The sequence below is a fragment of the Rhizobium sp. BK602 genome (assembly GCF_014195095.1).
In the GTDB taxonomy this organism is placed as follows: domain Bacteria; phylum Pseudomonadota; class Alphaproteobacteria; order Rhizobiales; family Rhizobiaceae; genus Rhizobium.
On sequence record NZ_JACIBC010000003.1, the window covers coordinates 649,374 to 670,707 of the forward strand.

23 protein-coding genes are annotated in these 21,334 nt (G+C 61.8%); 7 read left to right on the plus strand and 16 right to left on the minus strand.

Annotation, left to right across the window (positions count from 1 at the left end; genetic code table 11):
* Positions 1-32 precede the first annotated feature (32 nt).
* From FHX11_RS13350 to FHX11_RS13370, 5 genes are all read right to left on the minus strand, one after another.
* Complete coding sequence (locus tag FHX11_RS13350) at positions 33-803, minus strand: amino acid ABC transporter ATP-binding protein (RefSeq protein WP_184358106.1); 771 nt, start codon at positions 801-803, stop codon at positions 33-35.
* 13 nt (positions 804-816) lie between these two features.
* Positions 817-1,482: an amino acid ABC transporter permease gene (locus FHX11_RS13355; RefSeq protein ID WP_184358107.1), complete on the minus strand. Its 666-nt coding sequence runs from the start codon at positions 1,480-1,482 to the stop codon at positions 817-819.
* A 4-nt stretch (positions 1,483-1,486) separates the two neighbouring features.
* Positions 1,487-2,149, minus strand: coding sequence for an amino acid ABC transporter permease (locus tag FHX11_RS13360; RefSeq protein WP_184358108.1), 663 nt, complete (start codon positions 2,147-2,149; stop codon positions 1,487-1,489).
* Positions 2,150-2,211: 62 nt separating this feature from the next.
* Positions 2,212-3,060, minus strand: coding sequence for a transporter substrate-binding domain-containing protein (locus FHX11_RS13365; RefSeq protein ID WP_184358109.1), 849 nt, complete (start codon positions 3,058-3,060; stop codon positions 2,212-2,214).
* Between the two features lie 320 nt (positions 3,061-3,380).
* On the minus strand, positions 3,381-4,379 hold the full coding sequence (locus FHX11_RS13370) for a LacI family DNA-binding transcriptional regulator (RefSeq protein WP_184358110.1): 999 nt from the start codon (positions 4,377-4,379) through the stop codon (positions 3,381-3,383).
* 237 nt (positions 4,380-4,616) lie between these two features.
* Here FHX11_RS13370 and FHX11_RS13375 point away from each other — a divergent pair, with 237 nt between their 5' ends.
* The 5 genes from FHX11_RS13375 (at position 4,617) to otnC (ending at position 9,764) form a co-directional block, all read left to right on the plus strand.
* A complete protein-coding gene (locus FHX11_RS13375) occupies positions 4,617-5,933 on the plus strand; it encodes an MFS transporter (protein WP_184358111.1) in 1,317 nt (438 codons plus the stop codon).
* 64 nt (positions 5,934-5,997) lie between these two features.
* Positions 5,998-6,921 (plus strand): L-threonate dehydrogenase, encoded by a 924-nt coding sequence (gene ltnD / locus FHX11_RS13380; protein WP_184358112.1) that lies wholly within the window; start codon positions 5,998-6,000, stop codon positions 6,919-6,921.
* 23 nt (positions 6,922-6,944) lie between these two features.
* Positions 6,945-7,727, plus strand: a complete 783-nt coding sequence (otnI, locus tag FHX11_RS13385) for a 2-oxo-tetronate isomerase (protein WP_184358113.1) — start codon at positions 6,945-6,947, stop codon at positions 7,725-7,727.
* Positions 7,724-9,004 carry a 3-oxo-tetronate kinase gene (otnK, locus tag FHX11_RS13390; RefSeq protein ID WP_184358114.1) on the plus strand — a complete coding sequence of 427 codons (1,281 nt, stop codon included), beginning with the start codon at positions 7,724-7,726 and terminating at the stop codon, positions 9,002-9,004. Before otnI ends, otnK begins: the two co-directional genes overlap by 4 nt.
* Positions 9,005-9,125: 121 nt before the next feature.
* Positions 9,126-9,764, plus strand: coding sequence for a 3-oxo-tetronate 4-phosphate decarboxylase (gene otnC, locus FHX11_RS13395; RefSeq protein ID WP_184358115.1), 639 nt, complete (start codon positions 9,126-9,128; stop codon positions 9,762-9,764).
* A gap of 133 nt (positions 9,765-9,897) precedes the next feature.
* Here otnC and FHX11_RS13400 read toward each other — a convergent pair whose 3' ends face one another.
* The gene (locus FHX11_RS13400) at positions 9,898-10,293 is read right to left on the minus strand and encodes a cupin domain-containing protein (RefSeq protein ID WP_184358116.1); all 396 of its coding nucleotides are present in this window, start codon (positions 10,291-10,293) and stop codon (positions 9,898-9,900) included.
* A gap of 389 nt (positions 10,294-10,682) precedes the next feature.
* On the opposite strand from FHX11_RS13400, the gene FHX11_RS13405 reads away from it, so the two are divergent.
* Positions 10,683-11,012: a hypothetical protein gene (locus tag FHX11_RS13405; RefSeq protein WP_184358117.1), complete on the plus strand. Its 330-nt coding sequence runs from the start codon at positions 10,683-10,685 to the stop codon at positions 11,010-11,012.
* Positions 11,013-11,069: 57 nt separating this feature from the next.
* Here FHX11_RS13405 and FHX11_RS13410 read toward each other — a convergent pair whose 3' ends face one another.
* From FHX11_RS13410 to FHX11_RS13425, 4 genes are read right to left on the minus strand one after another with little or no spacing between them, the layout of a single operon-like run.
* Complete coding sequence (locus FHX11_RS13410) at positions 11,070-11,543, minus strand: response regulator (RefSeq protein ID WP_184358118.1); 474 nt, start codon at positions 11,541-11,543, stop codon at positions 11,070-11,072.
* A complete protein-coding gene (locus tag FHX11_RS13415) occupies positions 11,540-13,891 on the minus strand; it encodes a PAS domain S-box protein (protein WP_210292422.1) in 2,352 nt (783 codons plus the stop codon). The genes FHX11_RS13410 and FHX11_RS13415 overlap by 4 nt, the downstream gene beginning before the upstream one ends.
* On the minus strand, positions 13,888-14,541 hold the full coding sequence (locus FHX11_RS13420; RefSeq protein ID WP_184358119.1) for a response regulator transcription factor: 654 nt from the start codon (positions 14,539-14,541) through the stop codon (positions 13,888-13,890). Before FHX11_RS13420 ends, FHX11_RS13415 begins: the two co-directional genes overlap by 4 nt.
* Entirely contained in the window at positions 14,538-15,620 is a 1,083-nt protein-coding gene (locus FHX11_RS13425; RefSeq protein ID WP_246780977.1) for a sensor histidine kinase, read from the minus strand. Before FHX11_RS13425 ends, FHX11_RS13420 begins: the two co-directional genes overlap by 4 nt.
* A gap of 264 nt (positions 15,621-15,884) precedes the next feature.
* Between FHX11_RS13425 and FHX11_RS13430 the strand changes: the two genes are divergently transcribed.
* Positions 15,885-16,280 carry an SgcJ/EcaC family oxidoreductase gene (locus FHX11_RS13430; RefSeq protein ID WP_246780994.1) on the plus strand — a complete coding sequence of 132 codons (396 nt, stop codon included), beginning with the start codon at positions 15,885-15,887 and terminating at the stop codon, positions 16,278-16,280.
* 90 nt (positions 16,281-16,370) lie between these two features.
* Here FHX11_RS13430 and FHX11_RS13435 read toward each other — a convergent pair whose 3' ends face one another.
* The 6 genes from FHX11_RS13435 to FHX11_RS13460 all read right to left on the minus strand — a co-directional run bounded on the left by FHX11_RS13435 (position 16,371) and on the right by FHX11_RS13460 (position 21,333).
* Positions 16,371-16,565, minus strand: a complete 195-nt coding sequence (locus FHX11_RS13435) for a hypothetical protein (protein ID WP_184358122.1) — start codon at positions 16,563-16,565, stop codon at positions 16,371-16,373.
* Between the two features lie 30 nt (positions 16,566-16,595).
* Positions 16,596-17,378 carry a TylF/MycF/NovP-related O-methyltransferase gene (locus FHX11_RS13440; RefSeq protein WP_184358123.1) on the minus strand — a complete coding sequence of 261 codons (783 nt, stop codon included), beginning with the start codon at positions 17,376-17,378 and terminating at the stop codon, positions 16,596-16,598.
* 293 nt (positions 17,379-17,671) lie between these two features.
* On the minus strand, positions 17,672-18,478 hold the full coding sequence (locus FHX11_RS13445; protein ID WP_184358124.1) for an ABC transporter ATP-binding protein: 807 nt from the start codon (positions 18,476-18,478) through the stop codon (positions 17,672-17,674).
* Positions 18,475-19,464 (minus strand): ABC transporter ATP-binding protein, encoded by a 990-nt coding sequence (locus FHX11_RS13450; protein ID WP_184358125.1) that lies wholly within the window; start codon positions 19,462-19,464, stop codon positions 18,475-18,477. The genes FHX11_RS13445 and FHX11_RS13450 overlap by 4 nt, the downstream gene beginning before the upstream one ends.
* A gap of 3 nt (positions 19,465-19,467) precedes the next feature.
* A complete protein-coding gene (locus tag FHX11_RS13455; protein ID WP_184358126.1) occupies positions 19,468-20,325 on the minus strand; it encodes an ABC transporter permease in 858 nt (285 codons plus the stop codon).
* A gap of 3 nt (positions 20,326-20,328) precedes the next feature.
* Positions 20,329-21,333: an ABC transporter permease gene (locus tag FHX11_RS13460; RefSeq protein ID WP_184358127.1), complete on the minus strand. Its 1,005-nt coding sequence runs from the start codon at positions 21,331-21,333 to the stop codon at positions 20,329-20,331.
* Between the last annotated feature and the right edge of the window lies 1 nt (position 21,334).

Consider the following 21,334-nt stretch of genomic DNA (forward strand, 5'->3'; position numbering starts at 1 on the left):
GTGTCAGCGGGCGGCAGCAAGGCCGCCCGTCATCAGTTGAAGCTGGATGTTTTCAGGAATTCGGCGAGGCGCTCGGTCTTCGGCTTGACGAACATCTCCTTCGGATCGCCTTCTTCGCCGATGAGCCCCTGGTTCATGAAGATGACCCGCGAGGAGACCTCATAGGCAAAGCGCATCTCATGGGTGACGAGCAGCATGCTCATGCCGTCGGAGGCGAGCCCCTTGATGACCTGCAGCACCTCGCCGACCAGTTCCGGATCGAGCGCGGACGTCACTTCGTCGAACAGCATCAGCCTTGGGGTCATGGCAATGGCCCGCGCAATCGCCACGCGCTGCTGCTGACCGCCGGAAAGCTGGCCAGGATAGTGATCGGCGCGCGATGCGAGCCCCACGCGGTCGAGCCATTTCTCGGCAACCGCGCGCGCCTCGTCGCGATGCATCTTCTTGACCTTGACGAGCCCCAGCATGACATTGCGCGCGGCCGTCATGTGCGGGAAAAGATTGAACTGCTGAAAGGCCATGCCGGTCAGCGCCCGCTGGCGGGCGATGTCCTTCTCGCTCTTGCGGCGGCGGACGCCGTTGGCCTCCTCGTAGCCGATCTCTTCGCCCTCGAGCAGGATGCGCCCGCCCTGGAATTCCTCCAGCATGTTGATGCAGCGAAGCATCGTCGTCTTGCCGGAGCCGGAAGAACCGATGATCGAGATGACCTCGCCCTCGCGCATGGTGCAGTCGACGCCCTTCAGCACCTCGACCGGGCCGTATTGCTTGCGCAGCCCCTGTATTTCGAGAAGTATCTTGCTCATGATGATCGAGCCCTCACGACGGAACGGCGGTCTTGCGCTCGACATATTTGCCAAGCCGCTCGATGCCGTAATTGATGACGAAATACAAAAGCCCCGCGAAGAAATAGAACTGGAGGCTCATGAAATTGCGCGAAATGATCTCCTGGGTCCGCAGCAGCAGCTCGGCGACGCCGATGACGGAGAGCAGCGTCGATGCCTTGACCATTTCGGCGGCGGTGTTCACCCAGGCGGGCAGGAACTGACGCAGCGCCTGCGGCCAGAGCACATAGGCAAAAGTCTGGCGGAAGGTGAGCCCGATCGCCTTTGCCGCCTCGGTCTGCCCCTTCGGGATCGCCTGCAATCCGCCGCGCACGATCTCGCCGACATGCGAGGAGCAGAAGATCGCCAGCGCCAGAATGCCGGCCTGGAAGGGACCAAGATCGATCCCGACGGTCGACAGGACATAATAGCTGGCGAGAACCAGAACGAGGACCGGCGTCCCCCGGATAAAATCCGTATAGGCGCGCACAAGAAAGCGCAGCACCGGATTGCCATAGACGAGGCAAAGTCCGACGAGGACGCCGAGCAGCGAGCCGATGACGATGGCGAGCAGCGAAATCGAGACCGTGACGCCAAGGCCCTTGAGGATGACGAGACGGGCGATCCAGAGCTGATCGAGAAAAGCGGTAGAACCTGTCATGACATCACCTCGGAATGGCCAGGCGGCGCTCGACGAAACGCAACAGCGCGGCGAGCACGACGCAGGTGACGACATAGAGACCGGAGGTGACAAGCCAGGTCTCGATGACGCGGAAGCTCTCGACATTGATCTTGCGCGCCTCGAAGGTCAGCTCCGGCACGGCGATCGCGGCGGCGAGCGAGGTGTCCTTGAACAGCGAGATCACCGTCGAGGACAGCGAGGGCAGCACGTTGCGGAACATCAGCGGCGCGACGATCGAGCCACGGATCTGCATCGGCGTCAGGCCGATGGCGAGGCCCGCTTCCGATAACCCCTTGGGAATGGACAGCAGCCCGGCGCGAAACACCTCGGCCAGATAGGCGCCGGAATAGATCGACAGCACCGCCACGAAGCTTTGGATCTTCGAAATCCGGAAACCCATCTGCGGCAGCGCGAAATAGGCGAAAAGAACCAGCACGAGGATCGGCAGGTTGCGAATGATCGTCACGTAAAGCCCGGCCGGCCGGCGTGCCCAGCCGCTTTTCGCGGTGAGGGCGAAGGCAACCAGCAGGCCGATCAGCGCGCCGATCAGGATGGAAATAAAAGCCAGACCGAGACTGAGCAGCAGTCCGCCCAGAAGCTGGTCGAAACTGCGCCAGACGGCGGCAAAATTCAGCGTATAACCCATGGTGCAATCCGGCAATCAAGGGTGAGGAAAGGACGGAAGCCGAGCTTCCGTCCTCGACGAGATTACTTGTATTCGACCGGGAAGCCGATCTGCGGCGGCGTCAGATCCTTGCCGAACCACTTCTTGTAGGAGGCGGCATAGAAGTCGAACTCGACGCCGGTCATGGCCTCATGCAAAGCGGTGTTGACGAAGTTCAGCCAGTCCTGATCGCCGCGCTTGACGCCGCAGGCATAGGTCTGCGGGTTCCAGCCGTAGCCGGCATCCTTGTAGCGGCCGGGGTTCTGGGTCATGTACCAGGCAAGCGAAGACTGGTCGGTCGCGACCGCGTCGGCGCGGCCGGATTCCAGCGCCTGGTAGATCAAATCCACCGATTCATATTGGTCGACCGTCGCTTCCGGCAGGGCGGCATGCACCATCGCCTCGGCATAGACGTTCTGCAGGACGGAGACGGTGACGGACGAACCGGCGGCCTTCAGAGCGGCATAATCGGCATATTTGCCATCGGCCTTCAGCATCAGCCCGACGCCTTCGCGATAGTAGGGAATGGTGAAGGCGATCTGCTGGGCCCGCTCGCCCGTGACCGTCATGAACTGGCAGGTGATATCAACCTTGTCGGTGGTGATGTTCGGAATGCGCGCATCCGAGGACTGGTTGACGAATTCGATCTTGTCGGGATCGCCGAACAGCGCCTTGGCGACGATGTGGCCCATGTCGATATCGAATCCCTGAAGCTTGTCGTCGGCGCTCTTGAAGTGCCACGGCGCATTGGTGCTGCCGGTGCCCATGACGAGGTGGCCGCGGGCGAGCACTTCGTCGAGCTTGCTTTTCGCCTGCTGCGCGGCGGCAGGCACTGCGGAAATCAGAAGGGCGGTGGCCAGCGATAGCAGGCTGGCGCGGAGCGAGATGGTCATGATGTTCCCCTATCGAACGATTATTAAAGATGTCCAATATTCCGGACATGTGTCCATTTTACCGGATTTCCATATTCAGCGCCGCATTGACGAAATTGTCAAGAGCGGCATGCCGCGGAATCCGCATGCGCCGGAATCGCCCTTTGCAGGGTGCATCCAGTTGATACGGCATGAGCAGCCTGGCTGCAGGTACGCCTTATGATAGGGGGACAGTTAAAAACACCGCCTGATCGGCCCGATGACGGCAATGAGAGCGGGCCAGTTTGCAGGAAACGCACGGGGCAAAGACAGCGAACACTTCAGCGCAACCTCGGCTGTGCTTACGCGGTCTCGCCTTCAATCAATTCGAAACCGAGATCGATCGTCTGCGACGGCGCATCGTCGAGAACGAGCTGTGCCGCGACCTGCCCCACGGCCACGCGAGGGGTACGAATGGTCGATAGCGGCTGCGGCGTCACTTTGGCCATATCCAGGCCGTTGTAGCCGAAAATGGCCAATTGATAGGGAATGGAAATGCCCCGCGCCAGACAGTGGAAATAGCCGCCCAAGGCCATGTCGTCGTTCGAAAAATAGATGGCGTCGAGTTCTGGAAGGCGCGCAAGCAGCCTTTCCAATCCCAGCCGTCCGGCTTCGACGGAGGAGGCACCGGCATGAATTTCATGCCCTGCGAGCGGCCTGCCGGCGGCTTCCAGCACGGTACAAAAGGCTCGAAAACGTTTGCCTGCACGCGTATCGCGATGGAAATCATGGCCGACATAACCGATGCGGCGATAGCCGCGCTGCAGCATGAACTCGGCGCTCGCGCGCCCGGCCGCACCGTTTGAAAAACCGACCGCGAGGTCGATCGCCGCGCCGTCGAGATCGAGCAGCTCCACCACGCGGCAGCCATTGGCGCGCAATATCTTCGCCGTTCCCTCACTGTGCTCCAGACCCGCCAGCATGACCGCCGAGGGGCGCCAGGCGAGCATGGCGGCAACCATGGCCTCTTCCCTGCCCGGATCATAATCGGTCACCGCGAAGACCGATTGATACTGGTTCGCCTCCAGCACGCCGCCGGCGCCGCGTAGCACATCCGGAAAAACGATATTGGACAGGGAGGGGATCACGAAGGCGACGAGACGCGACCCCGCCGAGGCAAGCGCGCCGGCAATCCGGTTCGGCACGTAACCGAGGCGCTCGACCGCCGCCATGACGCGATCATGCGTCTTCTTGGAAAAGGAACCATGATTGCGAAGCACGCGCGAAACCGTGCTTTCGCCCACCCCGGCCGCTTCCGCAACCTCCGCAAGCGTGACCGTGGATTGGAGCTTGGAAGTCATGTTTCCTTGCAGGTCGTTTGCGCTTCGCACCCGAAGCAACGCGGAAAGCCCGCTGTTTTCAATATCTATTTTCCACGTCCGTCCCCTGATTGCAAGATTTTTGGCAGCGCCGCCAAATTCTGGATTGGCAGCGCTGCCAAAATGCGTTAATAAAATTGGCAGCGCTGCCAAAATTGAAAGGCAAGCGGCCGAAATGGCTCAGGAGGAGCCTCGGCTTTCTGTTCGGAGGAGGACATCGTGACGTTTCAAGCGCAAGCTTCAGCTCAAGGCGAACGGGTGAGCAATCCCGTCGAGGATCGTGCCTATCGCAAGGTTTTCTGGAGGATCATCCCCTTTCTGGTCCTCTGCTACATCGTCGCCTATCTCGACCGCGTGAATGTCGGCTTTGCCAAGCTGCAGATGGCGAGCGAGCTCGGTCTTTCCGAAGCCGCCTACGGCGTCGGCGCCGGCATCTTCTTCATCGGCTATTTCCTGTTCGAAGTGCCGAGCAACGTCATCATGAACCGGGTCGGCGCCCGCGTATGGATCGCGCGCATCATGGTGACCTGGGGTATCGTTTCCGCCGCCTTCATGTTCACCACGTCGGAAACCGTCTTCTACATCCTGCGCTTCCTGCTCGGCATCGCCGAAGCCGGCTTCTTCCCTGGCCTCATCTTCTATCTCGCCTCCTGGTATCCGGCCCATCACCGCGCCAAGATCATCACCACCTTCATGTCAGCGATCCCGGTATCGGCCATCTTCGGCAATCCCCTGTCCGGCTTGCTGATGGACAGCTTCCACGGAACGCACGGTCTCTCCGGCTGGCAGTGGATGTTCCTGATCGAGGCTATCCCGGCAGCACTTCTCGGCATCGCGGTCTTCTTCTATCTCGATGACAAGATCAGTGATGCAAAGTGGCTGACGGCGGACGAGAAGGCCATTCTCATCGGCAATATCGAAACGGAAAACCGCACCAAGTCGTCCAGCCCGCACGACGTTGCCAGCACCCTGCGCGACGGCCGCGTCTGGCTGATGTGCCTCATCTATTTCTGCTTCGTCCTCGGACAATACGGCCTGAACTTCTGGATGCCCAGCATCGTCAAGGCAAGCGGCGTCGTCGGCAACTTCAACATCGGCCTCGTCTCGGCAATCCCCTATATCTGCACCTTCGTCGTCATGATCGCGCTCGGCCGCTCGGCCGATCGCCATCGTGAGCGCCGCTGGCACCTGATCGTGCCCGCTTTGATCGCCGCCGTCGGCTTCGTCATCGCAAGCAGCACCACCAGCACGACGGTCGCGATCATCGCCCTGTCGCTTGCCGCAGCCGGCGCCATCAGCTGCGCGCCCCTCTTCTGGTCGCTGCCGACAGCCTTTCTCGCCGGAACGGGCGCGGCGGCGGGCATCGCCTGGATCAATTCGGTCGGTAATCTCGCTGGTTTTCTCGGCCCGTTTCTGGTTGGCTATCTCAAGGACTTCACCGGCAGCACCGCCGCCGGCATGTATTTCCTGGCGGCCGCGCTCGTCATCGGATCGATCGCCGTGCTGACCGTTCCGGCCAAGAGCGTCAACCGCTAAACCAAGAGGCCCCCGGACATCGCGACCGGGGGCCTGGCATCCCAGACACCGCAAGGATTTGAACATGTCATCTCCCGCTGAAAACGCGCAACATCCGCTCACTGCCGCCGTCATCGGTCTCGGCTCCATGGGCCTCGGCATGGCCCGATCCCTGAAACGCGCCGGTCTCGACGTGATCGGATACGACATCTCGGCAGCCGCCGTCGACCGCTTCGTGAGCGAAGGTGGCCGGGGTGCCTCCAGCCCGGCGGAAGCGGCGCAGGGCGCGGATATCGTCGTCTCCGTTGTGGTCAACGGCGCCCAGACCAGGGACGTCCTGTTCGGCGCCGGCAAGGTCGCCGAAGTCATGAAGCGCGGCGCGGTCTTCATCTCGTCGGCAACGATGGACCCGGCGGTCGCCCGCGAGCTCGCCGAGCGAAGCACGGCCCTCGGCCTGCACTATCTCGATGCACCGATCTCCGGCGGTGCGGTCAAGGCCGCAAGCGGCGAACTGACCATCATGGCCTCCGGCACCAAGGCGGCCTTCGATACGGCCCGTCCGGCGCTCGACGCCATGGCCGGCAAGGTCTACGAGCTGGGCGATGCCGCCGGCACCGGCGCCGCCTTCAAGATGATCAACCAGCTACTCGCCGGCGTGCACATCGCCGCCGCTTGTGAGGCGATCACCTTCGCCGCCAAGCAGGGCCTCGATCTCGACAAGGTCTATGAGGTGATCACCGCGTCGGCCGGCAATTCCTGGATGTTCGAAAACCGGGTGCCGCACGTCCTCGAAGGCGACTACAGCCCGCGCAGCGCCATCGAGATCTTCGTCAAGGATCTCGGCATCGTGCAGGACATGGCCCGCGCCGAGCGCTATCCCGCCCCGCTCGCCGCCGCGGCGCTACAGATGTATCTTGCCGCCTCCGGCGCCGGCATGGGGCGCGACGACGACGCATCGCTCGCCCGCCTTTACGCGCAGCTTTCGGGCGCGGCCCTGCCGAACAGCTGAAACGGGAAAAGAAGGAAACCAACATGCCCGTCTTCGCCGCCAATCTGACGATGATGTTCAACGAATGGCAGTTCCTCGATCGTTTCGATGCTGCCGCCGAGGCCGGCTTTACCGCCGTCGAATATCTCTTTCCCTATGAATTCGCGCCGGAGGCAATCGCCGAGCGTCTTCAGCGCAACGGCCTGACGCAAGCCCTGTTCAACATGCCTCCAGGCGATTGGAACCGGGGCGAACGAGGACTTGCCGCCCTGCCCGAGCGCTTCGAGGACGTGAAATCGAACGTGGAAAAGGCGCTCGACTATGCCGAGGCCACCGGCGTCAGGCGATTGCATCTGATGGCGGGCCTGGCCAATCCGAGGAACGAAGAGGCGCTGCGCGCCTATCGCCGTTCCGTCGAATATTCCGCCGGCCGGATTGCCGAAAAGGGACTGGACCTATTGCTGGAGCCTATCAACGGGCGCAACATGCCAGGCTATTTCCTCAATGATTTCAACCACGCAAAGACGCTGATCGAGGAACTGGGCCTCGCCAACCTCAAGCTCCAGTTCGATATCTACCACCGCCAGATCATTCATGGCGATGTTGCGGTCGCGCTCCGCGAGATGATGCCGCTGATCGGTCATATCCAGACCGCCAGCGTTCCCTCCCGCCAGGAACCTTTCAGCGAAGAGCTGAACGACGCCTTCCTGTTCAGCGAGATCGACCGGCTCGGCTACCGGGGCTTCATCGGCTGCGAATATGTTCCGCGGCAGCATACGCTCGACGGCCTCGGCTGGTTCGCATCCTTCAAAAGGAGAAAGGCATGACACTCCTGCTCGGATCGATCGCCGACGACTATACCGGCGCATCCGATCTCGCCAACACGCTGACGAAGAACGGGTTGCGCACGGTGCAGACCATCGGCATTCCCGATCCCGATCTGGCGCTGCCGGATGTCGATGCGGTCGTCGTCTCGCTGAAGATCCGCTCCGTTGCCGCGCAGGAGGCCGTTTCGGCGGCCAGCACGGCAGAAGCCTGGCTGCGGGCACGCGGCGCGATCCATGTCCTCTACAAGATCTGCTCGACCTTCGATTCCACCGATGCCGGCAATATCGGCCCGGTGACGGATGCACTGCGGAAAGCCGCCGGCGGCGGTCCCGTCATCGTCACCCCCGCCTTCCCGGAAACCGGTCGCACCGTCTATGCCGGCCATCTCTTCGTCAACGGGATGCCGCTCGACGAAAGCCCGCTGAAGGACCATCCGCTCAACCCGATGCACGACGCCAATCTCGTCCGCGTTCTTGCCCGGCAATCCTCCGGCACCGTCGGCCTTGTCGATCTGGCGACGATTGCGGGCGGCGCGGATGCAGTAAGATCGCGTCTTGCAGCTCTCGGCGCAAGCGGCGTGACGGCGGCTATCGCCGACGCCGTGTTTGAGAGCGATCTCGAAACGCTCGGCGCGGTCGCGCTCGAAACGCCGCTGTCGACAGGCGCCTCGGGGCTTGGCCTCGGACTGGCCCGTGCACTGGTGCACTCCGGCAGGATCACGCAGCCGGCTCGGGCGGCGGGGACTGCACTTCCCGCGGTCGGCGGGCTTGCTGCCATCGTCGCCGGCAGCTGCTCGGCGGCAACGCTGCGCCAGATCGCCGAAGCGGAACGCATCATGCCCGTCCTGCGGCTCGATCCCGAAAAGCTGCTCTCCGGCCCCGACGAACTTGCCGCCGCCATTTCCTGGGCGGGCGACAGGATCGCAAGCGGCCCGGTCGCTATCGCCGCCAGCGCCGATCCGCAGGCCGTTGCCCGCGTGCAGGCGCGTTACGGCCGCGAAGCCTCCGGACATGCCATCGAAAGCGCCACATCCGCCATCGCTGAGGAACTCGTTGCGCGCGGCGTGCGCCGCCTTGTCGTCGCAGGCGGCGAGACATCGGGCGCCGCCGTCGACAGGCTCGGCATTCCGGCCTTCCTGATCGGCCCCGAAATCGCACCGGGCGTGCCCGTCCTCGGAACGGTCGGCAATGCCCAGGGCAAGATGCTGCTCGCTCTCAAATCCGGAAATTTCGGCGGCGACGACTTCTTTGCCGCCGCTCTTTCCATGATGCACTAGAGCAATTCCAGGAAAAGTGCATAGCGGTTTTCCGTCCGGAATTGCGTAGAAACAACGGCATAGAGCGGCTCAACGATTCCATGAAGCGATGAACCGCTCTAGACAATAGAGGCAAGGAACCATGACCGAGGAAGCTGAACTGCGCGAGAAGATCGCCCGCATGGGCGCACTGCTCTATAATCGCCAGCTCGCCCATGGCAGTGCCGGCAATCTCTCGGTTCGTCTCGAAGACGGCTCGATCCTGGTCACGCCGACCAATTCGAGCCTGGGCTTTCTGGACCCGGCCCGGATATCGAAAGTCTCCCCCTCGGGTGAGCTTCTGGCCGGCGATCCACCCTCCAAGGAGGCTTTCTTCCATCTCGCCGTCTATGAGGAGCGGCCGGCTGCCCGCGCCGTGGTGCATCTCCACTCCACCTATTCGGTGGCGGTCTCCTGCCTCTGCCACGACCAGACCGACGATGTGTTGCCGCCGCTGACCGCCTATCACGTCATGCGGGTCGGTAAGCTCCCGCTGCTGAAATATTTCCGGCCGGGCGATCGGGCGCTGGCGGAGGCCGTCCGCCTTGCCGCCCGCGACCACCGCGCCATGCTGCTGGCCAATCATGGGCCGATCGTTTCGGGCAAAACCCTGGAGGAAGCGGTCTATGCCTATGAGGAGCTGGAGGAGACCTCCAAGCTCTTCTTCCTGCTGGGCGACCGCAAGACGGCTCCGCTCAGCCTCGAGGCCATAGCGGAGCTGAACCAGTCTTTTCCAAGCTGAGCCTGTCTTCCACAGGCTCCTTGCTTCGAACATTCGAGCAATAATAGAGAGCCGCCAGGGCGACCACGGCGGCAATCAGAAACCTGATCATCGGCGTTCCTTGATCGATATCGGCATCGGTCGAAACGGCGGCCTACCCCTGATATTGCTCGTCGCTGACGTGCTCCATCCAGTCGACCACCTTGCCATCGAGATTTTCCTGGATGGCGATGTGGGTCATGGCCGTGGTCGGCGACGCACCGTGCCAATGTCTTTCGCCTGGCTCGAACCAGACGACATCGCCGGGGCGGATTTCCTCGATGAGACCGCCTTCGCGCTGGACCCGCCCGAGGCCGGCCGTCACGATCAGCGTCTGGCCGAGCGGATGCGTGTGCCATGCGGTACGGGCGCCCGGCTCGAACGTCACGCTGCCGGCGGCTCCCCGCCGTGCCTCGTTGGCGGCAAACAGCGGATCGATACGAACCGTGCCGGTGAACCAGTCGGCCGGTCCCTTGGCGGAGGGCTGACTGCCATTCTTCCTGATATCCATGCTTTCATTCCTTTCGATTCAGACGGGCTTTCACCGTCCGCTTGGGATTATCTAGGGTATCGGATCGGCCCGGATTAGCCCTTGATCCACGCATGGGTTTATGAGTCTCATTCATGAATTGATCCGCTGGCAACAAAATTGCAGCGCCAATATCGGCAGCGTTTCCGCCCCGGATGCAGCTGCGGAGCAGCCTCGACACTCTGTTGCGCAACGACTTTCGGATATCCGCCGAAGATGCCGGAGCCGAGCGGCGAGCCGTGAGAATCTCCCGGCAAATTAGGTGAACGGCGCATTCACGCCATGTTCAGATGAACATAGTCATTCTGTGAACACACTGATTAGCTCAGTCGAACATTTGCATTTCAAGACGCATCGCGTCGGAGGTGATCATGATCAAGAAAACAGTTCTCACCGTTTTGCTCGCGGCCACGGTCGCCGGCAGCGTGTTGGCTCCGGCCGGTTTCGCTCAGGCGCAGGAATATGACCGCTATGGCGATTGGCGCGACGCACCGCGGCGTCATCATCGTCACCATGACGGAAACGCCATCATCGGCGGCGTGGCTGCCGGCCTCATCGGCGGCATGATCGGTGGCGCGATTGCCAATGGCGGTCCGGTCTATGCCGCTCCTCCGCCGCCGCGCTGCTGGTACGAAAGCCGCCCGGTTCAGAACGAATACGACGACGGCTGGCATTATGAGCGGATGCGGGTCTGCGATTAAGCGCTGCGGACCTTCCCAGGTATGATCGAGAGGCGCCGGATACCGGCGCCTTTTTCGTCAGTGGCCCGCGGGATCACCGCGCCGGACAAACGGGGACTGCCCCGTCAGCTCGGTCAGCGCCCGAAACAGGAAGCGCGTTTCGAGCAGATTGAATATCCTCAAGATCGTCTCGACCGCATCGATCGGCTTCACAAGAAAATCCTTGGCGCCGAGCGACAGAGCCCTGCGCCGGGTCTCGACCGTCACGTCGGCGGTCAGCACGACGATGGGAACGAATGACGCCGGTCCCGTCAGCCGGGAAAAGGCATCCAGAAGCGCAAAGCCATCCAGATGCGGCATCATCAGATCCAAGAGGACGATATCCGGGGCGACCTCGTTGAACAGCCGCACGGCATCCCTCGGATCGGTCGTCGTCGTCACCTTCCGGAAGCCTTCGCGACGCAGCAGGCGCTCCATCAGCGCGATGTTGGCTGCCTCATCATCGATGACCAATATGCTGGCCTCGGCTGCAATATCGATTTGCTGGCTCATTGCGCCATGACCTCATCGAGAAGCTGAAGAAACTGTCTTATGTCGAGGGGTTTGGTCAGGACGCGCGTCGCCCCCTCCTGCTGCGCCCGTTGACGTGTCGTCTCCGTCGCGTCGGCAGTGATGACGATCACCGGTATGTTGCGCATCTGACCGTCTGCCTTCAGGCTTTTCAAAACCTCCAGGCCACCGATATCCGGCAGGTCGATATCGAGCAGGATCAGATCCGGCCGGTGCTCGCGCGCCAGCGTCAAGCCGAGGCTGCCGAGCATAGCCGGGATGACCTTGGCGGCACAATGCCGGGTCAGGACATTCTCGATCAGGTTCAGGCTCGCCAGATTGTCCTCGATGCATAGAACGAGATCGAGACCAGGCTTGCTCGCAGGCCTATCCGGCGTCTCGGCTATCGCCGGACGGGATGTGACCGCGGCGCGCGGCGCGGCTGGCGCGAGAACGGTAAAGGTCGAGCCCTCGGCGTCGCTGGACGCAAGCTCCAATCTGCCGCCCATTGCCTCCATCAGATTTTTCGACAAAGCGAGCCCCAAGCCGGTTCCGGACGTGGCATTGCTATCGGCGCCGAGGCGTTCGAAGGGCTGGAAGAGATGCTCCTTCCTGCCCTCCGCGATACCGAAGCCATTGTCGCTGATATCGATGGCAAGGGTATCGCTATCTGGAAGCCGGGCGGAAACGCGGAGCATTCCATGCTCGCGATTGAATTTGATCGCATTGGAGAGAAGGTTCAAAAGCACCTGGAGAAAACGCCGGCGATCGACAGTGACGGCGACGCCGTCGACCGGCCCGATCTCCACCGCGATGCCGACATTGCGCGATGCCGCAAGCGGGCGGGCAAGGTCGACGGCTTCGCCGATAACCTCGCCCGCATCCAGCGTTTCGATATAGAGCTCCATCCGCCCTGCATCGATGCGGGCGAGGTCGAGCAAATCGTCGAGCAGGCTGAGAAGATGGCGGCCGGCCCGTAAAATCTGGGCCAGACTTGCCTGCATTTCAGGCTCGGTCACATCCATTTCCAGAATCTGCGCAAATCCGAGAATGGAATTGAGAGGCGTCCGGAATTCATGGCTCAAGCGCGAATGGAAGGCGCTTCTGGCCTCGCTTGCCTGCTCGGCCTTGTGGCGGGCGGAAAGGAGTTCTTCTTCATTGCGTTTGCGATCAGTGATATCGCGGGTGATCTTCGAAAATCCCCGTGGATTACCACTCTCGTCGTGAAGCGCGGTCACGACGACATTGGCCCAGAAACGGGAGCCGTCCTTGCGCACCCGCCAGCCTTCATCCTCGACACGGCCATCGGCCTCCGCACGCTCAAGCTCCTGGCTCGGCAGCGTATCGCGCACCTCCGGCGGATAGAAACGCGAGAAATGTTGGCCAATGATCTCCTCGGCCGAATATCCCTTGATGCGTTCGGCGCCCGCGTTCCAACTGACCACCCGCCCCTTCTGGTCCAGGCCGAAAATGCCGTAGTCGTGGACGCCGTCGACGAGGAGGCGGAAGCGTTCCTCGCTTTCCCGCAGCGCCCGTTCGCGCTCCTTCAGGAGAAGGCTGGCCTCCTGAAGCGCCCGCGACAGCGTGCCGAGTTCATCGCGCGCATGTTCACTGATCGTCAGCGGCTGTCCCGTCGCCAGAAGCCGCGCCGCCTTTTGCAGGGACGCCACCCGCCGGACGATGCCGTTCGACATCAGAATGATCGCAACGACGCAGCCGACCAGCCCGAAAATGGCACCGATGATCGTGATCCACTGCGCCCTGTCCCGGATGAAATCCGCCTGCTTCGTCCGCTCTTCAAGAAGCCGGTCCTCCCGCTCGCGCATCTGCTGGATACGGGAACGAAGCTCGTCGAGTACCACCTTGTTATCCACCAGCGTCTGGCGCATCTCGCCATCGATCATCTGGTTGTTGCGGCGGCCCTTCTCCAAAAGATCATTGAGGCCCGCGAGCTTTTGGAAAACGAGCGGCTCGATGCCGTCGAGCCGGGTGCGCTGTTCGCTGTCGGTGATCAGCGGCCGCATCCGGGCAAAGACACCCGGAAGTTCGGCATTGGCCTTTTCGAAGGGTGCAAGGAAGGCATCGTCCCCGGTCAGCAGATAGCCGCGGACGCCGGAGGCGCCCTCGGCCAGCAAGGCATGCAGCTCGAGAATGTCGGACTGAATGGCGAAGGTCACGCGCACATAATTCTCGGCGCGGCGGCTTTCCTGGTCGGCCAGGAACACCGATCCGAGGGCGATCAGCAGGCAGATCAGCGGCAGGGCGATGACGATCAGCCCCTTGCGGGCCAACGGCTGGTCAAGGAAACGAGCCGACGGACCTGCCTTGTCGATGGTATCGCCGATCGTCAAAGCTCTTCCTTTCGCAGCAATCCGGCCTGGATCGCCAGCACGGCTGCCTGGGTGCGGTCGTTGACGCCGAGCTTGCTCAGGATGCGCTCGATATGCACCTTCACGGTTCCCGGTGAGATGGAAAGCAGCCGGGCGATGCCCTTGTTGGTCTCGCCGGTGGTTAGGCGACCGAGGATTTCCCTCTCCCGGTTCGTCAGTTTTTCGATGACGGTTTCCGCCGCCGGTTCCCGACCGATGCGCGCCAGCATCTTGCGCATGAGATCGGCATCGAAGAAGGCCTGGCCGTCGAGCACGGTTTCGATGGTACGCAGCAGGTCGTCGCGGCTGACATCCTTGAGGAGATAGCCGCTCGCACCCACCTTGATCGCCGCGCTCAGATAATCGACGCTGTCATGCATGGTGAGCATGACAATCCTGGTGGCCGGCGCGACCTTGCGAATCTCCGCTGCGGCAGCCAGCCCGTCGAGCGGCGTCATGCGGATATCGAGAAGAATGAGGTCGGGACGCAAACGATCGCAGAGTTCGATCGCCTCGAGGCCATCCCTTGCCTGACCGACGACGTGCAAACTGTTCGAGGTGGCGAGAATGGCCGCGATCCCCGACCGCGCGAGGTCATGGTCGTCGGCGATGACGATCGACGCATTGCTCATGCTGAGGTCTCTCCGTTCGTGTCAACCGGCACCTCGGCCAGCAGGCTAGTTCCGGCGCCGGGGGCGCTGTCGATGGCGAGCGTGCCGCCGACCAGCGCCAGGCGCTCCCGCATGGCGGACAGACCGATCCCATGGCCCCTGCTGCGCTGACGATCGCTGGCCGCGAAGCCGCGTCCATCGTCCCGTATCGTCAAGGCGACCATTCCGTCGGCTGTCTTGCCGAGTTCTATCCCGAGATGCTTGCAGGCCGCATGTTTCTCGGCATTTGCCAGGGCCTCCTGGGCAACGCGATAAAGCACGATCTCGACGGCGCGCGGCAGGCGCGTTTCGCCAAGCCGGTCGGAAAAGGAGATGGTCTCGATCCGCATCGCATCCAGCTTTGCCCGGATCGCGGCGGCAAGGCCGAGGTCGTCGAGTTCGGCCGGCCGGAGATCGGCGATCGCATGCCTGACATCGCCGACGCAACGGCGGGCGAGATCGATGCAGTTCGCCAGGTTCTGTGCGGCCTCGTTGGCAATCTCCTGTCCCGCCGCTGCCGCCTGCAGATGATGCAGCAGACTGACAAGGCTTTGCGCTACGCCGTCATGCAGATCATAAGCGACGCGGGCGCGCTCCTTCTCCTGCGCGCTGATCATCTCCGCCACCAGATGGGCGAGCATGGCTTCACGACCCTTCAGTGCCTCGGTGAAAGCCTCGCGCTCCTGCCGCCTCGTCCGGTCGTTGAGGGCCGACAGGATCTGATCCGCGACGATCCCGAGCGTCTGCCGGTCATCATCGCTGATCAGAACCTGCAATTCGGAGGCAAGCGACAAGGTGATGGCAGAGGCGTCCTCTCCGCCTGCGACGGTCAAAACGATAGCCAGGGACGGCGAGGGGCTGCGCTCGTAGCTGATGGTCTCGTCCGCTTGCGTTTCAGGAAACTCGATACGCGCGGACGAGGCACCGCTGAAGGCGCAGGCGAGAGCCAGCACCTGCCGGGCGGCAAACTCGAAATCCGCACTGTCGAGAATGGTCCGCGCCTCGACGATCAGCCGCAGACGCGCCGCCTTTGCCTCGGACTCCCGGTAGAGGCGACGCAACTCTCTAACCGGGGATTCTAGGTTTTCCAATGTGCCTGTCTCTAGCCTGCGCCGGGCGAACGAGCCGGCGGTCCCGGATTAGATAGTCGTTCCGTAAGCCAAAGAACATACGCCATCCGGCATATCGTTTCGCGATTTGCGCAAACCTATCTCCAGCCTACCGGCGATGGGCCGGGAAACTCGTAGAATTCAAGATTGGAGAAAACCTCTATGTATAAACTCGTCCTGGTCGCCGCGGTTGCTTCTGTTCTGGCGGGCCCGGCAATGGCCGTCGAATGCACGCCGATCACCGAAAAGCAGGTGGAAGGCCTCTTCGACCGCTGGAATGCATCGCTCGCAACACTCGACCCGCAAAAGGTGGTCGACAACTACGACAAGGATGCGGTTCTGCTGCCGACGCTATCGAACAAGCCACGCCTGACGCAGGAAGAGCGGATGGCCTACTTCAAGGACTTTCTGAAGAAGAAGCCGCAGGGCAAGATCGATAGCCGCACCGTCAAGATCGGCTGCGACAAGGTGATCGATACGGGCACCTATACCTTCACCCTCGCCGACGGCACGAAGGTTCCGGCCCGCTATACCTTCACCTACAAGTTCGAGCACGGAAAGTGGCTGATCACGTCGCACCACTCTTCGGCAATGCCGGAAACGCATAGCTAACCAACCACGCACCGATCCGGCCCATCGAGGGGAGCGCTCGACCGCTGTCGAGATACGTTCCGCCTCGATGGGCAAGATCGGCCGCTGCGGTCACTGCCCGGCCGGAGCGAGGAAGGCCCTGACGGCGGCGAGGAATATCCCCCTCCCCGCAACATCACGATCAAGATGCACGAAATGCGTTGCCTCCGCTATTTCCAGCAGTTTCGCGTTCGGTGCCTCCTCGGCGATCGTGCTTGCATCTTCCGGCCGGCTCCAGAAATCACCTCTCGAACGGATGACGAGCACCGGCCATCGTCGATCACGTCCGGTGAGCGCCTAAGTCAGGCTCTTCCTGAAAAATGCATGTGTGAACGAGCCGGAATAGACGTAACAAATCGTCTCCGGCTTATCCGCCATGAATTCATCGCATGCCTTTTTGACACCGGGCAGATGATTCCATCCATCCGGATTGACGGCCGGATCGCAATAGTCGTCGATGAGGCACACCGCCCCCTTGGAAAGGCGCGGATAGACGTGCTCCAGGCTCACCAATATCGAACTGTACAGATCGCCATCCAGATAGGCGAAACATATCCTGTCGGGAAGGCCCTGCGGAAGCGTGTCTTCGAACCACCCCTTGTGGATGGTCGGCAGTTCCAGCCCATGGGTCGCGAAGTTGCTGATCAGCACGTCTTGCGAGGTGGCGAGATCGCCTTTCTTGTAGGCATCTCCATCCTCGCTACGCGCCGACGGAAGTCCTTCGAAACTGTCATAGACATGCAATTTCTTGGGCGAATTGAAGCTCTTTAGGACTTTCGTGATCAAGACGGATGACTGGCCTTCGTTGCAGCCGACCTCCACCAGGTCGCCTTCTATCCCGTAGGCGATGACCTGGGACACCAGGTGGTACATATTCATTCTCTGTTCCACATTCGTGGAGATGCCCGAACGCGTCGGCGCAAATTTGAGACCTGTGTATTTATGGATCAGCCGGTCGACGATATCGGCCGTATCGGCGTTGAATCCGATCCGCCGCGTGAGCAGGTTCAAGGCTCTGTCGACATTGGACGAGCGCCGTATCCGCCAGTCAAAATCCCTCGTGATGAAAAAGTTGTCCATATCTGGTCACCTTGTTTCGTGATCCACGATCTATCGTCCCGCGCATGGAAAGCAGGATAAGCACAAGTATTTTTGGATGTATTCCTCCGAATATTTCAGTAAATAATTGTATAAACATAAGAAAGTCAAGAATTTTCGATAATACTAATCCCACCTGCTTTGCAAAGCGGCCCTCGCGGGAATTCATACGGAACCGCCCGGCGCCGAAGGCCATGATGACGTCGCGCTGGCCGGGCAGCGGTCATCCGGGATGACACACTTCCTATGTGCGGGCGCGAACTCGGCAATATCAGTCAGAGCGCCGGCGTGGTCGACAGGACGGCTTCCTTCAGCGCCTGCGAATAGGGATGCTGCGGATTGTCGAGAACGGCGCGTGCCTTGCCCTGTTCGACAATCTCGCCCTTCTTCATGATGATGATCCGGTCGCTGATATAGTAGGCGGTCGCCAGGTCATGTGTGATATAGATGATCGACAGGCCGAGCTCCCTTTTCAGCTGGCCGAACAGATTGACGATCGCCATGCGAAGCGAGGCATCGACCATCGACACCGGTTCGTCGGCGACCAGAAGCCGTGGCTGCGGAATGAGGGCGCGGGCGATCGCCGTGCGCTGCAATTGTCCGCCCGACAATTCATGCGGAAACCGGCCTTTCACCTCGGCAAGCGTCAAGCCGATATGCGATAGCGCCTCGTCGGCCATGCGCTCTACCGCGGCGCGGTCCGGCCGTTTGCCGTCGGGCGCAAAGCTCCTGGCCGTTTCGAACAGGTAGCGATCCACGCGTTTCAGCGGGTTGAAGGCCTCGAACGGGTTTTGCAGCACCGGCTGGACCTGCCGCATGAAAGCGCGCCGCTCGGCCCTGCCGTGCACGGCAACAGGACTGCCGCGAAAATCCAGCCGTCCTTCCGTCGGCGCCGTCTGGCCGAGGATCATCGCCGCGATGGTCGACTTGCCCGAGCCGGATTCGCCGACGATCGAGAGGATTTCCGGCTCCTCCCCGAGTGTCAGGCTGACATCGCTGACCGCGGTGATATGGCGACGGCTGAGCAGGCCGCCCTGCCGGTAGATCTTGGTGACATGCGAGAGCGACAGCAGATCGTTCATGTCCGCTCTCCCGTCACGGCAAAACAGGCCACACGCCGATCCGGCTCGACATTGACCATCGGCGGCACCTCGCGGCTGCAAATATCCATGCGCTTCGGACATCTCGGATGGAAACGACAGCCCTCCGGCGGCATGGCGAGATTGGGTGGGCGCCCTTCCAGCGACGGCCGGGCGCTGGCATCGCCGATCCGGGGAAGGCTTGCCACCAGATGCTGCGTATAGGGATGCAGCGGCATGTGGAACAGCTTGCGGGTCGGCGCCTCCTCGACCAGACGGCCGGCATAGACGATGCCGATGCGGTCGGAGACGGCGGCGTGGACGCCCATGTCATGGGTGACGAACAGGAAGGAGGAGCCCATCTCCCGCTGGATCTCGCGGATCATCGTCAGGACGTCGCGCTGCACGATGACGTCGAGCGCCGTGGTCGGCTCGTCGGCGATAATGAATTCCGGCGTCAGGATGGTGGCGAGCGCAATGGTCATGCGCTGGCGCATGCCGCCGGACAATTCGTGCGGATAGGCGTCGAGAAGCTGCGGATCGAGCTTCAGCCGCTGCAGATGGCTTCCGACCCGCTCAAGGAAAGTGGCCTTGTCCACCTTCATATGGCGAAAGGCAAAATCCGTGAACGAATGGCGGATGCGCCGCACCGGATTGAGCACGTTCATCGAGCCCTGCATGATGTAGGAAAGATAGCGCCACCGCAGCGCCGCCCTCGCCTCCGGCGTCATCGCATGGATATCCTGGCTACCACCATCGAAATGGAAGGTGACGGCGCCGGAAACCACCCGCAGCGGCGGACGGATGGCGCCGGCGATGGTCTTGATCAGCGTCGTCTTGCCGCTGCTCGATTCACCGGCGACGCCGTAGATCTCGCCGCGTCCGATCGTCAGGCTGATATCGTCGACCGCGCGCACCTCGCGATCGACGCCGTAGAGGAAGGCCCGGTAATAGGCCTTCAGATTCTTGACCTCGACGACTGCGTCCATGACTTAGCCCCCCATCCGGTTCAGCCGGCTGCGCGGATCGTTGTATTCGTTCATCGACATCGACAGCAGGAAGAGCGCCATGAACAACACGATGATGGCCGCGACGGGAGCGGCCACCCACCACCATGTCCCGGCGATCAGCGCCGAATGCGCGTTGGCCCAATAGATCATCATGCCCATGGTCGGGGTTTCGATGTCGGTGAAGCCGAGCACCGACAGCGTGATCTCCATGCCGATCGACCAGATCATGTTGTTCATCGTCGTGGCGAAGACGATCGGCAGCACATAGGGCAGATGTTCCTGGACGAGGATCTTGTACATGCTCATGCCGGAATAGACACTCTGGGTGGTGAAGGGCCGGCTCTTCAGGCTGATCGCCACCGAGCGGATCAGGCGCGCGTCATAGGACCAGCCGAGGCAGGCCATCACCACGATGAGCACGCTCCAGGTCATGCCGTCCTTGAGCACGAAATAGAACAGGATCAAAAGCGGGAACTGCGGAATGACCATGATGCTGTCATTGATCGCCATCAGCACCCGGTCGACCATGCCGCCGGCATAGCCCGCCACCAGCCCGACCACGAGAGAGATGATGCGCGACAGGAAGGCGACGCCGATGCCGAAATAAAGCGTGTTGTGCAGGGCGGTGGTGAGCTGCCAGAAGACATCCTGGCCGCGCGAGGTCGTGCCGAGCCAGTACTGACTATCGGGCGGCATGTCCGGCGGCAGGAGATAGATGTCCGAGGGACCATAGGGCGAGAAATAGGACAGGATCACCAGACCGACGATGATGCCGAACAATATCAGGCCACAGAGGAATTCCGCATTCTGGCGGGCAAGGTCGCGAACGATCGTGAACATGGCCTACTCCACCTTGATGCGCGGGTCGATCAGCGGACCCAATATGTCGATGATGAACACGGCCGCGGCGACGCCGGCGATGGAGAGCGCGCTCAGCCCCAGGACCAGGCTGTAATCGCCGGCATGCACCGCCGAAATCAGCAGATTGCCGATGCCGGGATAGCCGAAGACGATCTCGGTGATGACCGTGCCGTTGAAGACCGCCCCCAACGACATGGCAAGGCCCGTGAACTGCGGCACCATTGCGTTGCGGGCGATATAAGAGCGCAATATGCGGCCCTTCGGCACCCCGCCAAGCTCGGCGAAGGTCACATAGTCCTCGGTGATGATGTTGGAGACCAGCGCCCGCATGCCGATCAGCCAGCCGCCGGTGCCGACGAGGATCAGCGACAGCGCCGGCAGGATCGAATGCTTGAGGATGTCGAGAACCAGCGAGAAGGACAGTTGCAGATTGGTGTTCATCTCATAGCCGCCATTGATCGGCAGGATCGGCCAGAGATAGCCGAACAGGATGATCAGCACGAAGGCGAGGATGTAATAGGGGATCGGCTGCATGGCGATGAACACGAGGCTGACGGCCTTGAGCGCCATGCTCTTGCGATAATAGCCGGCCAGCGCGCCGATCATGTTGCCGAGGATGAAGGTCATCAGCGTCGCGACCGTCATCAGCCCGATGGTCCACGGCAGGGATCGCAGGATGATGGTGGAAACCGGCGTCGGAAAGGCCGAGAGCGAAGGGCCGAGATCGCCCGTCGCCAGCCGGCCCCAGAAGTGCAGATATTGCTGCCAGAGCGAGCCCTGCGTGCCGTAGAGTTCACGCAGCGACTGGCGCATCAGCTCGATGGCGCGCGGATCGGACTGGCCCATCTGCTGGATCGCGCCGATGCTTTCCTCGACCGGATCGATCGGCGTCAGATGCGTGATGAAGAACGTCGCGGAAATGCCGAGAAAGACAACGAGCAGGAACTGGCCGAAACGCCTCAAGACGAAGATGGGATAGGACGTCATA

Bases quoted from the DNA above. Each gene is read 5' to 3' on its own strand.
- FHX11_RS13350 (WP_184358106.1), bottom strand. From the start codon at position 803: ATGAGCAAGATACTTCTCGAAATACAGGGGCTGCGCAAGCAATACGGC.
- FHX11_RS13355 (WP_184358107.1), bottom strand. From the start codon at position 1,482: ATGACAGGTTCTACCGCTTTTCTCGATCAGCTCTGGATCGCCCGTCTC.
- FHX11_RS13360 (WP_184358108.1), bottom strand. From the start codon at position 2,149: ATGGGTTATACGCTGAATTTTGCCGCCGTCTGGCGCAGTTTCGACCAG.
- FHX11_RS13365 (WP_184358109.1), bottom strand. From the start codon at position 3,060: ATGACCATCTCGCTCCGCGCCAGCCTGCTATCGCTGGCCACCGCCCTT.
- FHX11_RS13370 (WP_184358110.1), bottom strand. From the start codon at position 4,379: ATGACTTCCAAGCTCCAATCCACGGTCACGCTTGCGGAGGTTGCGGAA.
- ltnD (WP_184358112.1), top strand. From the start codon at position 5,998: ATGTCATCTCCCGCTGAAAACGCGCAACATCCGCTCACTGCCGCCGTC.
- otnI (WP_184358113.1), top strand. From the start codon at position 6,945: ATGCCCGTCTTCGCCGCCAATCTGACGATGATGTTCAACGAATGGCAG.
- otnK (WP_184358114.1), top strand. From the start codon at position 7,724: ATGACACTCCTGCTCGGATCGATCGCCGACGACTATACCGGCGCATCC.
- otnC (WP_184358115.1), top strand. From the start codon at position 9,126: ATGACCGAGGAAGCTGAACTGCGCGAGAAGATCGCCCGCATGGGCGCA.
- FHX11_RS13400 (WP_184358116.1), bottom strand. From the start codon at position 10,293: ATGGATATCAGGAAGAATGGCAGTCAGCCCTCCGCCAAGGGACCGGCC.
- FHX11_RS13405 (WP_184358117.1), top strand. From the start codon at position 10,683: ATGATCAAGAAAACAGTTCTCACCGTTTTGCTCGCGGCCACGGTCGCC.
- FHX11_RS13410 (WP_184358118.1), bottom strand. From the start codon at position 11,543: ATGAGCCAGCAAATCGATATTGCAGCCGAGGCCAGCATATTGGTCATC.
- FHX11_RS13420 (WP_184358119.1), bottom strand. From the start codon at position 14,541: ATGAGCAATGCGTCGATCGTCATCGCCGACGACCATGACCTCGCGCGG.
- FHX11_RS13430 (WP_246780994.1), top strand. From the start codon at position 15,885: ATGGCCGTCGAATGCACGCCGATCACCGAAAAGCAGGTGGAAGGCCTC.
- FHX11_RS13440 (WP_184358123.1), bottom strand. From the start codon at position 17,378: ATGGACAACTTTTTCATCACGAGGGATTTTGACTGGCGGATACGGCGC.
- FHX11_RS13445 (WP_184358124.1), bottom strand. From the start codon at position 18,478: ATGAACGATCTGCTGTCGCTCTCGCATGTCACCAAGATCTACCGGCAG.
- FHX11_RS13450 (WP_184358125.1), bottom strand. From the start codon at position 19,464: ATGGACGCAGTCGTCGAGGTCAAGAATCTGAAGGCCTATTACCGGGCC.
- FHX11_RS13455 (WP_184358126.1), bottom strand. From the start codon at position 20,325: ATGTTCACGATCGTTCGCGACCTTGCCCGCCAGAATGCGGAATTCCTC.
- FHX11_RS13460 (WP_184358127.1), bottom strand. From the start codon at position 21,333: ATGACGTCCTATCCCATCTTCGTCTTGAGGCGTTTCGGCCAGTTCCTG.